Genomic DNA, 13,507 nt, shown 5'->3' on the forward strand with positions numbered 1-13,507 from the left:
AGATACTTGATAAAGTATGAACTCAAAGTGAGTCTTAACTTAATAAGACAATCAGCTTTCCGAATTATTATTAACGTGGTCCAGCGATGGACACGGTAATAAACAGAATTTGCTTGGTGACAATAGCCTTGTGGAACCACCTGATCCCATCCCGAACTCAGAAGTGAAACGCAAACGCGCCGATGGTAGTGTGGGGTCTCCCCATGTGAGAGTAGGTCATCGCCAAGCGCCTAATTTAGGTTAACGTGCAAACGTTAGACTAAAGGAGCGGTAGTTCAGTTGGTTAGAATACCGGCCTGTCACGCCGGGGGTCGCGGGTTCGAGTCCCGTCCGCTCCGCCAACATAAAGATTAAAGCCTCTACAGCAATGTAGAGGCTTTTTTCGTTGTGGAGAAATTAACATTATTGGTGATATCTCAAGCTGTTATTCGTTCAATTGTCCAAATTTTGTCCCGTCTATTACTGTTTTTCTGATTGAATATTAACCTCTTTTCGCTTAATAAATGCTCCGTCTCACAAGGCTCCACCTGTTTCTTGTCATTTTTAGCTGCTTAATAGGGCTTATTTTGATGTGTTTATTGTTAAGTAAATACTTAAATTCCAAGAATGATTGAAATTGAATTATTTGCCCCAAGATAGTCTTAAGTGCTGCAGTTTTGTAGCGTCCATCACTGAGGTCAATGCCATGCTTTATGATTTAACGGTTGTACAATTTAGCAAGATGCTGAAAAATTTAAGCGTTATTCTTGAAAAGGGCGAATGCTTCGCAAACCTCAAGAAAGTCGATATGGCTGTGCTATTAAACTCACGTTTAGCGCCGGATCAATTTAACCTTATTCGCCAAGTTCAGATTGCCTGCGATACTGCCAAAATTGGCGTGGCACGTTTGACCGATAACTTAGATACAGTGCCAAAGCACGATGATAGCGAAACGACTTTAGCTGATTTGCAAGCGCGTATTAGCTCTGTATTAGCTTACTTAGCGACGTTCAAAGCGGATGATTTTGCTAATGCGGCTACGATCCATGTCTCACAACCACGTTGGGAAGGAAAATATCTGACGGGTTATGAGTTTGCTATTGAGCATGCGATTCCGAACATTTACTTCCATGTAACAACAGCCTACGCGATTTTGCGCCACAACGGTGTTGAAATTGGCAAGAAAGATTACCTTGGCGCTATGCCATATAAGTCGTAAATCTAGGCTAGATGTAGTACTGTTGCGCAGCCTAATTGTTGCGCAGCAGCGCTTTGCCGCTTGAGCTTACCAACCTTTCTGCATTACCACCTGTTCTTTCTCTACCTATGTTATGCCGCTTTGTCGCTGGAAATTTAGGGCTCGTTAGGGTTCTGTTACGCCGATGAAGTCAATCAATACTCAGTTTTTCATTTCGACCTTACGTCTCGATTATTTTTATCCTGTTAGCATGTAATTTAATTTTGTTGGCTTAGGTAAATGATATGGGCCGTAAGTTTATGAGTCGCCAAATTATCTATTACTTAAATAGTGAATGGCGAATTGACTCATTATAAAGATGACCTGTTTGTTCGTTTTGAGCAGGGATTTACTGGAAGAGCCTATTTAAGGTTCTAATTAAAGGAGTTAGCTATGTCTATCGAATCTCAAGCCGTCGAGAGTCCAACGGATGCAACGACAACTAAGAGCAAGAAAGCAAAAAAAGCCGCTATTACTAGTGGTTTGCGCCTCAAAGACAAGTTGACCCAAGACACTCGCCGCCGAATTGAAATTCTGCACGAGCAACGCCAACTATCCAATCGTTTCGGCGTGGATATAGAAATTGACTAAAGCCATTGGCTTGTCGCTAAGTATTGGATATCACATCTAGATATTTAGCCAGCATGTACAGCTTCACGACGCCCGTCGTGGGGCTTGCTCACTCTCCTTAAACATTCACTTCTTAAATTCATATTCCATTATCGTGACCATCTCGCCCATATAATCTTCCCGTGAAATCTTTGACCAACCAAGTGTCTGATAAAAGTCTGCTTTGTCTGCGGTAAACAAATAGATTTTTTGTAATCCGAGTGTTTTGGCATAATCAACGACGGCATTGACTAGTAATTTCCCTAATCCTTTATTTCGATAATGTGCATTAACATACACATTCGCCAGCCAAGGGCTTAAGTCGGTTCGGGTATCCATATCTGCTGCGGTTAATGAGGAGGAGCCCATGACTTGGTTAGCTTCTTCACAGATAAACATCTTAGGAATAGCGGCGTCAGAGAGGTACTCGCTCATCTGCTCAATGAGTGTGGTGACTGTGGCGTCCGCGGAACTTAAATGTGCCCATTCTTGATGATGCCATTGTGCTAGCAGTGGAATATGCTGCGGGGCCGATTTTAGGTCGATAACTTTCATATAAATCTCTGACGTGTGTTATGCAAAGGGCTTAATGGTGCGACATTATGGCGCGAATACTTAAGTCTGTTCGCTGGTCTGAATGATGTGGCGGCAGGATTAATTAAGCACGGTTTGGCTGAGTATACCGCTTAACTTGGGATCGGCAGAAATACGCTGGCTTCGAGTCCACCTTGTTTCGCGTGGCTAAAGCTAAGTTCGCCCTGATAACTGTCAACGATATCTTTGCAGATAGATAGTCCTAAGCCATGGCCTTGGATACTTTCATCTAACCGAATGCCGCGCTCGATGATAATCGACAATGCGGCATCGGAGACGCCTTCGCCATCATCACTCACTATGATCCCATAACCTGCGGTGGCAGCCGTTTGATGCACTATACGGATCTCAATGTTCTTGCGGCTATGTTTGCAGGCGTTATCCAGTAAATTGCCTAAGAGTTCGAGTAAGTCATCGCGGTCAAATGGCATCACTAAGCCACTCGCGTAATGACTATGAATAATGCGGTCTGGGTAGATACGCTGCATCACTTGAATCAGCGGCGCGAGATCGTCATCGAGCACGGTATAACGCCCCGGAGTGGACATGCCGACTATCTTAGTGCGCTTAAGCTCTCTCTCAATGATGTGGTGCAGGTTTGCGAGCACCTTGCTGCCCTCATTCCTCTGTTCCGGTGGAAGGCTTTCTAGGTAGGACTGCAGCCCTTGTAGCGGACGTTTCATTTCGTGGGCTAAGTTACCCAAGGCATTACGGGAGCGTTGCACTCGCTGGCCCAATTGATTGACTAAACGATCTATCTCCTCAATCAGCGGGATGATTTCGCTCGGCATTTGGTCTGGATTGATTTCTTGCCCTTGGGTGCGCATCTGCCGTATGGCTTCAGGCATCTGCTCTAAGGGTTTAAAGCCGCGTTTCAGTAGCTGATACTGCGCTAGTAATAGAATAACAATCGTGAGTAACACCGCCGCGCTGGCAAAGGCTAAAAAGTGTATTTGAGTTTGTTCAAGCTCGCTGATGTCTTCTGTCACCCACAGGGTAACTAATTGATCATCTTTGATTACGGCCTGACTGAACATCAGCCAATGTTCTTTACCAATAAACTCTGTGGCTTGGTGGTGCTCACCTGCGGCCAGTTTTGGCATGTTCACGTTATGGTCGAATAGGGAGCGTGAGCGCAGGGTTTGCTCGCCGATTTGAATCGCAAAATAATGCCCAGAATTAACCCTGTGGTACACATTGGGCAAGCGGTCGGTGGTGAGCGCCCAGGTGCCATCGGGATTGTTATTCAGGGCGGAGATCAGGCTGTCGGCATCGTGTTGCAATCGCGAGGCAACAAAATCTTGGGTCAATATTTGGATACCTTGGTACAGAAAATACAGTAACAGCACCATGGCAAAGGTGAGCGTGATCAGCAGATTGCGCGTCAGATAACCCTTGAGTGAATACACGCCTTTTACTCCTTGAGTCGATAACCTTGGCCGCGGCGGGTTTCGATATAATCCTTGCCTAAGCGTTGGCGCAGGCGGTTGACGTACACTTCGATGACATTGCTGTCCTTGATTTGATCTTCTTCGTAAATGCGTTCACTGAGCTCTGACTTAGAGACGATTTTGCTGGGATTGACCATTAAATAATGCAGTAGGCGATATTCAATCTTAGTCAGCTCTATCACTTCACCGTCGACATTGGTGACGGCTTGTTTGTCGACATCGAGGGAAACGCCCGCATGTTGCAACACATTGTCGGCGCGGCCAAAGTGGCGGCGGATCAACACTTCGAGCCTTGCGAGTAGTTCTTCAATATGAAAAGGCTTGCCAAGGTAATCATCGGCACCCGCCTTGAGGCCATCGACCCGCTCGTGCCACGCATCGCGAGCGGTGAGGATCAGCACTGGCATGGCTAAGCCTTTTTGTCGCCATTGGCCGAGGACGTGTAAACCGGGTTTGCCGGGTAAACCGAGATCGAGGATCACGGCTTCGAAGTTTTCTTCTTCGCCTAAAAAGGCACCGTCGATACCGTTATCGGCGTGCTCGACGGTATAACCCGCCTTGTTAAGGGCGGGGATGAGGCGCGCGACCAGATCAGTATCATCTTCAATCAATAACAAACGCATCAGTCGACCTTTTCCTTTAGCCACTCGCCGGTTTTGGCGTCAATCTTGATTTCATACACTATGCCATCGTCACGGAGGATTTCGAGCTCGTAGATGATCCTTCCATGTTTTTGCTCGACTTCGAGATCGAGCAACCGTCCCTTTAGCCGTGATTCATAGCGTTGCATTATGGTGTCGAAGGGCAAAACCTTGCCCTCCTTAACCCACTCGACCACCTTGTTTGAAAGATCATCGTCGTGGGCATTGCAGCTTGGACTGCTAATCATCCCAACGGCCAAAGCCAGGAATATTAACGGTATCTTCATCGAATATGCCCTTCTCTGCGAGGTTGTGACAATTGCTGCATTGACTGAATGAGCCGACTTTGGGGTTATCTTGCACCATACGCCTTGGGATCTCATCGTGTTTGCGAATAAAAAATGCCTGTTCTGTGATCTTCTGCGGCCCAGCGCCCGCAAGCAGTGGCGTGCTGTTTTTCATCACCTTACCATTTTGTGCCGCATGTTGAACCAGATATTCCTCAATCCTAGCAGTGACTTGAGGATCTAGGCTGGCGTTGTCACCAAAGTGATTCTCAAGATTGGTGGTAATGGCGCGCCATTTGTCGGCGGGGAGTAAGTTCGCGGGATAAGCCATGTGGCAGCTGCCACATTCTGCCGTATATTCCGCATTTTGTGGAATGGCGCGGCTAAGCCCGCGGCCATCGTCCGCATAGCCTGTGCCGGTTAAGGTTAGGCTGACACCGATAACGCCAATGGCTAATGCCGCGGCTGTGAGTGATGAACCTAAGAACCAGCTAATAGGGTGCGCTTGTTTAGTCATGACATCTTCCTTTTTGTGCCGTTACCTTGAATTGAAGGCAGTGAATTTAATTGATTGAAAAATTGCAGTTATTGCTGGCTTAACCAGAGTAAGGCATCGCCTTTTTCCTGCGGCGTGCAGTCGCGTTTAAAGGTCCAGTTACAGTTACGGGTAAACCATTTCTCAATTTTGGCTGAGTCGGTTAACCGATCTGCGGTAATCGACGGCGCCATAGGGTCAATGGGTTTACGGGTATTTTGGTGCATCCCCATGTCGGTGACTTTGGCGGTATGGCAACTGGCGCAGCTGCGCCCGTCCATGTCCTGTAGCCAAAGCTTTTGTCCCGCGGCGGCGCTAAAAGGTCCAGCACCTTGGGCTTGATAGCGTTGCAGTTGTGTGCCAATACGCTCGGCGCTCAGTGGCAGGCTTTGCACTTTACTGTTAGCGGCGCTAACGCTAAGGCTAGTTAGCAGCAAGGTTGAAATCGCGACGATAGCAAGGCGACTTTTATTCGTGTATCTGGTTAATCTGTTCATAGGGCATTCCTTTTGGGCTGGATGTCTTGTTGCTAAGCAAAATGGCTAATGGATTAATCTTTTTGTTCCACTGGGCGTTGTTTCTTGCCCGTGACCATGGCTCTGACTAAGTTTTCTTTGTGTAGCAGGCTGCTGACGATGACGCCGCCAACATGGATGACCACAAGGAACACGGTGAAGTTGGCAAAGAATTCATGGACTTCTTTTATGGCGCCTTCGGGCCAAGTGGCGAAAAAGCTCGTGGCTAATGGGCCGTGTCCGTCGGTGGCGTATAGAGCCATGCCTGAGAATCCCGTGATGGCGATGCTGGCAATCAAGGCCACTATCATCATTGCTCCAGCGGGGTTATGGCCTATGTAGTCTTTGGCTTTGCCTGTGATGAGCCCTTTGAGGTACACCAGCACTTCTTTAGGGCGAGTGATAAAGTTGCTAAAGCGCGCATTGTGGGTACCAATCACGCCCCACAGCAGACGAAACACCAGTAAAATTAAGATGCTGTAACCTGCGTAACTGTGGATGGTCATCCACTCGTCTTCGCCTTCAGTGAGGTAGGCTAAGGCAAAAAAACCGACGAGTGACCAATGGAATATGCGGATCAACAGGTCCCAGACTTTGATGGTTTGCAGTGTGTTTGATGACATGGTGTGACGCTCCTAAGTGGGTTTAGGTGTAGGCTACTTAACCCAAACTTAAACCTCGCTTAAATTTTGAGGCGCGAACATTCAGTGAGTTGATGGGGTTGAGTGACACGCTTGCCTGGGTGACGAGCCTTAAATGTTAACGAAAGCTCACTTGTTAACCTCTTGGTATTACGGTAAATTCTGCCACCTCAACCGAGTGAAGGGACTAACTTATCTATGTCTACCGCCGTTATTCGCGCTTTCATCAGCCGCAATCCGAGTCGTAAATCCTTTTTTATTTATGCCGTTTTATTATTTTTGACTGAAGTCTTAATCGCTTTATATGCGCCTGCGGGTTTTATCCGTGGTTTTGTGGGCGATGTATTGGTGGTGATCTTGCTGTTTTGCATGGCGCGCGTTGTCGTTCCTGTCACCCATCCGGTAGAAAATACCGCAGCAAAAAACACCGGCGATGGCATTAAGCGCTTATTTCAAACTCCTTGGCTGGCGTTTGCGGTATTGCTGTTTGCCTTTGCTATCGAGTTTGGCCAGTATTGGGGTTTAGTCGACAAGCTTGGCTTGGGCGGAAATCGCTTAGCGCGGATAGTGATAGGTAGCCATTTTGATCCACTCGATCTCGTGGCATATTTTGTCGGTTACTTGATCTTATTGGGTTGTTATTGGAAAAGCCGCCAGCCCTAGTGATTTGAATCCGCAAGAGCCACGCGACATGTGTGTTCGCGGATAGGCGAGATAAGTGGGGTAAAGGATGCAACCGATAACGGGGTTTTCACTGCTAACAGCACGTACTAATGGACTTGAGCTTAATCCACTGCAAATGCCTTTGTATTTCAATGGCCAACATACTCATGCCTTTATTGCAGGCTTAGTGATTGAAGGCCAATATCGCTGCGTTTTACCCAATAAAACCTTAGGGTATTTGGTCATTACTTCTTTTGATTGTCCCTTCGAAGAATCAACCGAGTTTAGCCTGCTTGATGAAGCGTTTAAGCTCATTGCGACAACCTCTTTGGCGCAAATGTATGATTCATTTTTACTGCACTCACACTGGCCCATAGCCGATAACCGCTTGCGACTGCACTATTACGGTCAGTTTGTGCTGGATTTAGTCATTACTGCGGGCAGCTCTTGGTTAACGGCGCGGCCGAAACTTAAGCTGATTGAAGTTGTTGATCCCCAAAGCGATCCGCAAACGGCCGCCGCTATGGCCGAATTGGCTCAGCGTTTAGCGGCCATCGAAAAGTCTCTAATGTGGGACTAAAAACGGCGTCATCTGCTGATTTAACCACGCCATAAAGACTTGCAGGCGTTTAGATAAATGCCGCCTGTGGGGATACAGCAAGCTTACAGGCATGGGCGGCGCAGGGTAATTTGGCAGGATCTCGACCAACTCTCCAGTGTGTAAATATTTAGCCACCCCTATGCTGGGAACTTGAATTATCCCCAGCCCCGCCAAGCAGGCTGAGCTATAGGCATCGGCATTATTTACCGTAATCAATTTAGGCAGTTGGATAGTAAGGTTCCCTTGATGAGTGTGGGGTTCTTGATATTCAAAGCCTGAGTCAGTGCCACCTAATTGGCTTACGTAGTGGACGAGTTTGTGGTTTTGTTGGGTCAAATCTTCAAGGCTTTCGGGTTTACCGTATTGGGCAATATAAGCTGGGCTGACACAGTTCAGCATCTTAAAACGCCCCAGCTTTTTCGCTATTAATCCTTCTTGCTGCACACTGCCTACCCTAATCACACAGTCGAACCCTTCAGCAATGACATCCACCTTACGATCTGTGCTGCTCAGTTCAAGCTCGATATGCGGATATTGCTCAATAAACTCAGCCAGTTTAGGGAGCACTAAGTTGCGGGCAATGCCTGTCGACATATCGACTCTGAGCCGCCCAGATACTTGCTCGGCTTGCAGTTGGAACAGGCTTTCTAATTCTTGAAATTCCGCCAGTAAACTTTTACAGCGCTCATAACAACTCTGGCCATCTTGGGTTAAGCGTACCGTCCGCGTGGTGCGTTGCAACAAGCGCGCGCCTAGAAATGTTTCGAACTGCGCCACCACATTCGACACATGGGTTTTCGATAGACCTAAGCTGACGCTCGCTTGGGTAAAGCTTTGTAATTCAGCGACCCGCATAAAAATTTGCATGGCTTGCAGTCGATCTTGCACGGCGATTGTCCTTTATTGGCTAACAGTCTTAGCATTTATAGTGTGTTTATCTCGTTAATTGCAAGTAATAAGCTGTGTTAGGCCTCAAGGCTTAGGTTTCACTTCCAGCGACGATTATAAGGACTGACCATGAACACGACTCCAATTGCAGTTATCACTGGCGCTAGCCGCGGTTTAGGTAAAAACACTGCCCTGAAATTAGCGGCGCAGGGGATAGATATTATCCTGACCTATCAAACGAATGCTGCAGCGGCTGCTGAAGTGGTCGCCGAGATTGAATGGCTGGGACGCAAAGCGGTAGCACTGCCGCTGGATGTGAGCGATAGCGGCTCATTTGCCGAGTTTGCCACCCAAGTGAGCACTGTATTAGATCATACTTGGCAGCGGGAGTCGTTTAACTATTTGATTAACAATGCTGGTATCGGGATTCATGTGCCTATGGCGGAAACCAGTATCGAACAGTTCAATACCTTGATGAACATCCACGTCAAAGGACCGTTCTTTTTGACTCAAACCTTATTGCCGCAGCTGATGGATGGGGCAAGCATTGTCAATATTTCCACCGGCTTGACGCGTTTTGCGATTCCTGGATTTGGCGCGTATGCCACTATGAAGGGCGCGGTCGAAACTATGACTAAGTATTGGGCGAAGGAGTTAGGCCCACGGGGTATTCGGGTCAATGTGCTTGCCCCTGGGGCGATTGAAACAGATTTTGGCGGCGGTGCTGTACGGGATAATGAACAGATGAACCAGTTTTTAGCGCAGCAAACTGCGTTAGGACGTGTGGGCTTGCCGGACGATATCGGCGGCGCGATTAGTGCCTTGTTATCGCCTGCGGCCGCTTGGATTAATGCCCAGCGTATCGAAGCTTCTGGCGGTATGTTTTTGTAAGTATTTTTTGTGTAGAAATTTGATTTATTAATATATGAGGCAGAAACAAAGAAAGGGCGAATCGCCCTTTCTTATTTATGTGATTTTTACACAGCAATCACTGCGAATGCACCATCTTCAACAACGCTTAGCTGCAACCGCTAAGAACAACTGCTGTAGCTGGTTAGAGATGTCCTTTATAGCAAGCCTCTTAGATAAAACCATTCTTCACAAAGCTTCTTAGAAGAAACCCAGTGGATTCACATCGTAACTTACCAAGAGATTCTTGGTATTTTGATAATGGTTGAGCATCATCTTATGGGTTTCGCGGCCAATACCGGATTTTTTGTAACCACCAAAAGCAGCATGGGCAGGATAGGCATGGTAACAGTTAATCCACACGCGGCCCGCTTGAATGCCGCGTCCCATACGTTGAGCCGTGTTCATGTCTCGCGTCCACACACCAGCGCCTAAGCCGTACTCAGTATCGTTCGCGATCGCTAAGGCTTCGGCTTCATCTTTGAAGGTGGTGACCGAAATCACAGGGCCGAAGATCTCCTCTTGGAAGATACGCATCTTATTGTGGCCTTTCATAATCGTCGGGCTGATGTAATAACCTTCGCTTTGGCCGCCATCGAGTTGGCAAAGTGTGCCGCCCAGTAGCACTTCTGCACCTTCAGCCTTACCTATGGCTAAGTAGCTTAAGATTTTATCGAACTGTTCTTTAGAGGCTTGAGCACCTACTTGAGTGTCGGTATCTAAGGGATCGCCTTGCTTAATGGTTTGCGCGCGGGCGAGCACTTTTTCGATAAAGCGATCGAAAATCGACTCTTGGACTAGCACCCGTGATGGGCAAGTACAGACTTCTCCTTGGTTAAAGAAGGCGAGTAACATACCTTCGACGGCTTTATTTAAATATTCGTCTTCATGGTCCATCACATCGGCAAAAAACACGTTAGGCGACTTACCGCCAAGCTCAACGGTCGATGGAATTAAGGATTCGGCGGCGCATTTTAAAATGTGATAACCAATTTCGGTGGAGCCCGTAAACGCAAGCTTAGCAATGCGTTTGCTGGTGGCCAGAGCTTGTCCCGCCTCTGCGCCAAAGCCGTTGACTACGTTAAGAATACCCGCGGGTAATAGGTCTTCAATCAGCTCGAGTAATACCAGAATCGAGACTGGCGTCTGCTCCGCAGGCTTGAGTACCACACAGTTACCCGCCGCTAGCGCTGGGGCGATTTTCCATGCCGCCATCAAGAGTGGGAAGTTCCAAGGAATGATCTGGCCGACCACGCCCAGCGGTTCTGGGAAGTGATAGCTGACTGTGTTGCCGTCGATATCGGCGGCGCAGCCTTCCTGTGCGCGGATACAACCGGCAAAGTAGCGGAAGTGATCGACGAATAAGGGTAAGTCGGCGTTTAAGGTTTCACGCACTGCTTTACCGTTTTCCCAGGTTTCGGCGACGGCTAAATATTCGAGGTTTTGTTCGACCCGATCGGCAATGCGCAGTAACAGGTTTGAGCGTTCGGTGACTGAAGTTTTACCCCATGCTTCTTTGGCTGCGTGGGCTGCATCTAACGCTAATTCAATATCTTGCGCATCGGATCGCGGGATTTGGCAAAAGTTTTGGCCATTCACGGGTGAGCGATTGTCGAAGTATTTGCCATTGACTGGGGCGACCCATTTACCGCCGATGAAGTTGGCGTATTTTTCTTTGAAGTTAACGATTGCGCCTGCGGTTCCGGGTTGAGCATAAATCATAGAATCATTCCTTCTTGTTGATTAGCTTAGTGTTCTCTAACGTAACACTTGAGACTTGCATACCTAAGGTGCATCGCAAGGAGGGTGCCAAACTGGCAAGAGTTGTACACTTGTTGCGCTAACAGTATGATGAAAAGCTAATTTTGCAGATTTGAAACAGTATGGGCACTCAGGGAGTGAGGTGTGTCCTGTGGTCACTTTGTCATCGAACGGCACACTCAAGTGTGCTGAAACGGAACACAGCTCGGGGGGCACGGCTATGACAGTTAAACCGCATTTACCATCGACACAGGCGTGGTTGGCCGATTCGTGGCAGCGCAGCATTGGCGCTGGCTTGTCAGAATTTCAGTTACCCCAAGAGCTTAGGCTCGATGCCAGCGAACTAAAGCAGAAACATGAGCAATATCAAATGCTCATTGCATTAGTGCAATCCCATGCTTTGCCCTTGTTCAATCAGTTGATGGCGCATTCTAATAGCCGACTCTTGCTCTCCGATGCCGATGGTTATGTGCTTAGGCACTGGGGCGTGAGTCGTTACTCCACAAAACTGGCGGACGTGGCTTTGGATATCGGGGTGAATTGGCTCGAGCAGCACAAAGGCACCAATGCAATAGGGACGGCACTCACCGCCAAACAAGCCGTATCTGTGGTGGGTGAGCAGCATTTTATTCGCCAGAATCGTTTTATGAGTTGCACCGCCTGCCCGATATTTTCCCCCCAAGGTGAGATGCTCGGGGTGATAGATATCACCAGCGAGCAGCAAAGACACACTCAGCAGACGCTGATGTTAGTGTCGAGCTTGGCGCAGCAGGTCGAAACCGCACTTTTGTGTCATCTGCCCGATAGCCATTATCGAATCGATTTAGCGGCGCAGCCAAATTTACTGAATTCGGGTTGGCAGGGCATAGTGATTGCCGACAGCGATGGCCGCATTGTGGGTTGTAATCCCATGGCGAAACAATTGCTTAATCAAGCCAAGGTGGGTGATAGCGTTGAGCAGTACTTAGGCGATAATTGGAGCCGTGCGGGTGGTTTTAATCAGCATTTAGACTTGCATCTACAGACTCAGCCCTTAAACATTCCCAGCGCTAAGGGTCGAGTTGCGATTAGCAATAAATCGCTCAATCAATTGGGGGTTCGGTTTCGCGATCCTCAACTTGAGCGCGCTTGGCAACATGCCAATAAGGTGATCACCAAGCAAATTCCGCTGCTAGTGCTCGGAGAAACGGGCGTAGGTAAAGAGCAGTTTGTTAAAAAGCTCCATGCCCAGAGTGCACGTCGCACCGAGCCCTTAGTGGCAGTGAACTGCGCCGCATTGCCCGCTGAATTAGTCGAATCTGAACTTTTTGGTTATCAGGCTGGCGCTTTTACTGGGGCAAACCGCACTGGATTTATCGGTAAAATTCGCCAAGCCCACGGCGGCTTTTTGTTTTTAGATGAGATTGGTGAAATGCCGCTGGCGGCCCAGAGTCGTTTACTCAGGGTATTGCAAGAGCGCGAAGTGGTACCCGTTGGCAGTAATCAAAGCTTTAAAGTCGATATCCAAATCATTGCCGCAACCCATATGGATTTAGAACAACAGGTGACTCAAGGGCTGTTTCGGCAGGATTTATTCTATCGATTGAATGGTCTGCAAGTACGTTTACCTGCGCTGCGTGAGCGGCAGGATATCGAGCGTATTATCCATAAATTGCATCGTAAACATCGTATCGCCGCGCAGGATATCTGCCCAGAACTGTTAGGGAAAATGATGCAATACGACTGGCCGGGGAATTTGCGTGAGCTGGATAACCTCATGCAAGTCGCTTGCTTGATGGCAGAAGGGGACAATACCCTCAATTGGCAACATTTACCCGATTATCTGGCGGCCAAACTCACATGCGAGCTGTTAAAAGGAGACCTGTTACAAGCTGCATCTTTATGTGAAGAATTTAAAGAGGTAAGTGGTCAACCTTCTGCATCACCCCTGCAAAGTGGTAAGTTCGCTGTGGAGCCGAATGTCACAAAGGTTCAATCGGATTCCCTAAATGAGGCGATTTATAGCAATGTGCTGCAGGCATACCAAGCCTGTAATGGCAATGTGAGCCAATGCGCTAAGCGTTTAGGGATCAGCCGTAATGCCTTGTACCGGCGATTAAAACAGATGGGGATTAAGGATTAATGCTAGCTTACGGCTCTTGTTGTGAAGCTCAATCAATTGCTAAATATCTCTTAATCACCCCACGTTTATCCACT

At 48.0% G+C, this 13,507-nt stretch carries 15 protein-coding genes, 1 tRNA gene and 1 rRNA gene; 8 read left to right on the forward strand and 9 right to left on the reverse strand.

Annotated elements, in window-relative coordinates:
• Window positions 1-112 precede the first annotated feature (112 nt).
• The 4 genes from rrf to Q4Q49_RS17225 all read left to right on the forward strand — a co-directional run bounded on the left by rrf (window position 113) and on the right by Q4Q49_RS17225 (window position 1,807).
• A 5S ribosomal RNA gene (gene rrf, locus Q4Q49_RS17210) occupies window positions 113-228 on the forward strand.
• Window positions 229-264: 36 nt separating this feature from the next.
• Window positions 265-341 (forward strand) — tRNA-Asp (locus tag Q4Q49_RS17215).
• A 344-nt stretch (window positions 342-685) separates the two neighbouring features.
• Window positions 686-1,198, forward strand: a complete 513-nt coding sequence (locus tag Q4Q49_RS17220) for a DUF1993 domain-containing protein (RefSeq protein ID WP_311989491.1) — start codon at window positions 686-688, stop codon at window positions 1,196-1,198.
• A 411-nt stretch (window positions 1,199-1,609) separates the two neighbouring features.
• A complete protein-coding gene (locus Q4Q49_RS17225; RefSeq protein ID WP_006079715.1) occupies window positions 1,610-1,807 on the forward strand; it encodes a hypothetical protein in 198 nt (65 codons plus the stop codon).
• A gap of 105 nt (window positions 1,808-1,912) precedes the next feature.
• On the opposite strand, the gene Q4Q49_RS17230 is transcribed toward Q4Q49_RS17225, so the two are convergent.
• From Q4Q49_RS17230 to Q4Q49_RS17260, 7 genes are all read right to left on the reverse strand, one after another.
• Entirely contained in the window at window positions 1,913-2,380 is a 468-nt protein-coding gene (locus tag Q4Q49_RS17230; protein WP_311999939.1) for a GNAT family N-acetyltransferase, read from the reverse strand.
• A 131-nt stretch (window positions 2,381-2,511) separates the two neighbouring features.
• On the reverse strand, window positions 2,512-3,828 hold the full coding sequence (locus tag Q4Q49_RS17235; RefSeq protein WP_311999940.1) for a sensor histidine kinase: 1,317 nt from the start codon (window positions 3,826-3,828) through the stop codon (window positions 2,512-2,514).
• Between the two features lie 5 nt (window positions 3,829-3,833).
• Window positions 3,834-4,493, reverse strand: a complete 660-nt coding sequence (locus tag Q4Q49_RS17240) for a winged helix-turn-helix domain-containing protein (protein ID WP_012586486.1) — start codon at window positions 4,491-4,493, stop codon at window positions 3,834-3,836.
• Window positions 4,493-4,759 carry a PepSY domain-containing protein gene (locus Q4Q49_RS17245; protein ID WP_012196525.1) on the reverse strand — a complete coding sequence of 89 codons (267 nt, stop codon included), beginning with the start codon at window positions 4,757-4,759 and terminating at the stop codon, window positions 4,493-4,495. Before Q4Q49_RS17245 ends, Q4Q49_RS17240 begins: the two co-directional genes overlap by 1 nt.
• The gene (locus Q4Q49_RS17250) at window positions 4,752-5,315 is read right to left on the reverse strand and encodes a diacylglycerol kinase (protein ID WP_311999941.1); all 564 of its coding nucleotides are present in this window, start codon (window positions 5,313-5,315) and stop codon (window positions 4,752-4,754) included. Before Q4Q49_RS17250 ends, Q4Q49_RS17245 begins: the two co-directional genes overlap by 8 nt.
• A 68-nt stretch (window positions 5,316-5,383) precedes the next feature.
• Window positions 5,384-5,830 carry a DUF1924 domain-containing protein gene (locus Q4Q49_RS17255; protein WP_311890410.1) on the reverse strand — a complete coding sequence of 149 codons (447 nt, stop codon included), beginning with the start codon at window positions 5,828-5,830 and terminating at the stop codon, window positions 5,384-5,386.
• A gap of 53 nt (window positions 5,831-5,883) precedes the next feature.
• Entirely contained in the window at window positions 5,884-6,471 is a 588-nt protein-coding gene (locus Q4Q49_RS17260; protein ID WP_311890411.1) for a cytochrome b/b6 domain-containing protein, read from the reverse strand.
• 216 nt (window positions 6,472-6,687) lie between these two features.
• Here Q4Q49_RS17260 and Q4Q49_RS17265 point away from each other — a divergent pair, with 216 nt between their 5' ends.
• Together Q4Q49_RS17265 and Q4Q49_RS17270 are read left to right on the forward strand one after the other, a co-directional pair.
• Window positions 6,688-7,152, forward strand: coding sequence for a DUF2809 domain-containing protein (locus Q4Q49_RS17265; protein ID WP_063884927.1), 465 nt, complete (start codon window positions 6,688-6,690; stop codon window positions 7,150-7,152).
• 67 nt (window positions 7,153-7,219) lie between these two features.
• Entirely contained in the window at window positions 7,220-7,732 is a 513-nt protein-coding gene (locus Q4Q49_RS17270) for a hypothetical protein (protein ID WP_311999942.1), read from the forward strand.
• Here the strand turns inward: Q4Q49_RS17270 and Q4Q49_RS17275 are convergent.
• A complete protein-coding gene (locus Q4Q49_RS17275) occupies window positions 7,718-8,641 on the reverse strand; it encodes a LysR family transcriptional regulator (protein WP_311999943.1) in 924 nt (307 codons plus the stop codon). The genes Q4Q49_RS17270 and Q4Q49_RS17275 overlap by 15 nt on opposite strands.
• A 129-nt stretch (window positions 8,642-8,770) precedes the next feature.
• On the opposite strand from Q4Q49_RS17275, the gene Q4Q49_RS17280 reads away from it, so the two are divergent.
• A complete protein-coding gene (locus Q4Q49_RS17280) occupies window positions 8,771-9,532 on the forward strand; it encodes an SDR family oxidoreductase (protein WP_311999944.1) in 762 nt (253 codons plus the stop codon).
• A 219-nt stretch (window positions 9,533-9,751) separates the two neighbouring features.
• On the opposite strand, the gene Q4Q49_RS17285 is transcribed toward Q4Q49_RS17280, so the two are convergent.
• Complete coding sequence (locus tag Q4Q49_RS17285; RefSeq protein WP_311999945.1) at window positions 9,752-11,272, reverse strand: aldehyde dehydrogenase family protein; 1,521 nt, start codon at window positions 11,270-11,272, stop codon at window positions 9,752-9,754.
• Window positions 11,273-11,531: 259 nt separating this feature from the next.
• Here Q4Q49_RS17285 and Q4Q49_RS17290 point away from each other — a divergent pair, with 259 nt between their 5' ends.
• Window positions 11,532-13,433, forward strand: coding sequence for a sigma-54-dependent Fis family transcriptional regulator (locus tag Q4Q49_RS17290; protein ID WP_311999971.1), 1,902 nt, complete (start codon window positions 11,532-11,534; stop codon window positions 13,431-13,433).
• Window positions 13,434-13,507: the final 74 nt, after the last annotated feature.

Origin of the sequence: Shewanella sp. SP1S1-7 (genome assembly GCF_031932105.1) — a bacterium.
Taxonomy (GTDB): Bacteria; Pseudomonadota; Gammaproteobacteria; order Enterobacterales; family Shewanellaceae; genus Shewanella; species Shewanella baltica.

Bases quoted from the DNA above. Each gene is read 5' to 3' on its own strand.
- Q4Q49_RS17220 (WP_311989491.1), top strand. From the start codon at position 686: ATGCTTTATGATTTAACGGTTGTACAATTTAGCAAGATGCTGAAAAAT.
- Q4Q49_RS17225 (WP_006079715.1), top strand. From the start codon at position 1,610: ATGTCTATCGAATCTCAAGCCGTCGAGAGTCCAACGGATGCAACGACA.
- Q4Q49_RS17230 (WP_311999939.1), bottom strand. From the start codon at position 2,380: ATGAAAGTTATCGACCTAAAATCGGCCCCGCAGCATATTCCACTGCTA.
- Q4Q49_RS17240 (WP_012586486.1), bottom strand. From the start codon at position 4,493: ATGCGTTTGTTATTGATTGAAGATGATACTGATCTGGTCGCGCGCCTC.
- Q4Q49_RS17245 (WP_012196525.1), bottom strand. From the start codon at position 4,759: ATGATTAGCAGTCCAAGCTGCAATGCCCACGACGATGATCTTTCAAAC.
- Q4Q49_RS17250 (WP_311999941.1), bottom strand. From the start codon at position 5,315: ATGACTAAACAAGCGCACCCTATTAGCTGGTTCTTAGGTTCATCACTC.
- Q4Q49_RS17255 (WP_311890410.1), bottom strand. From the start codon at position 5,830: ATGAACAGATTAACCAGATACACGAATAAAAGTCGCCTTGCTATCGTC.
- Q4Q49_RS17260 (WP_311890411.1), bottom strand. From the start codon at position 6,471: ATGTCATCAAACACACTGCAAACCATCAAAGTCTGGGACCTGTTGATC.
- Q4Q49_RS17265 (WP_063884927.1), top strand. From the start codon at position 6,688: ATGTCTACCGCCGTTATTCGCGCTTTCATCAGCCGCAATCCGAGTCGT.
- Q4Q49_RS17270 (WP_311999942.1), top strand. From the start codon at position 7,220: ATGCAACCGATAACGGGGTTTTCACTGCTAACAGCACGTACTAATGGA.
- Q4Q49_RS17280 (WP_311999944.1), top strand. From the start codon at position 8,771: ATGAACACGACTCCAATTGCAGTTATCACTGGCGCTAGCCGCGGTTTA.
- Q4Q49_RS17285 (WP_311999945.1), bottom strand. From the start codon at position 11,272: ATGATTTATGCTCAACCCGGAACCGCAGGCGCAATCGTTAACTTCAAA.
- Q4Q49_RS17290 (WP_311999971.1), top strand. From the start codon at position 11,532: ATGACAGTTAAACCGCATTTACCATCGACACAGGCGTGGTTGGCCGAT.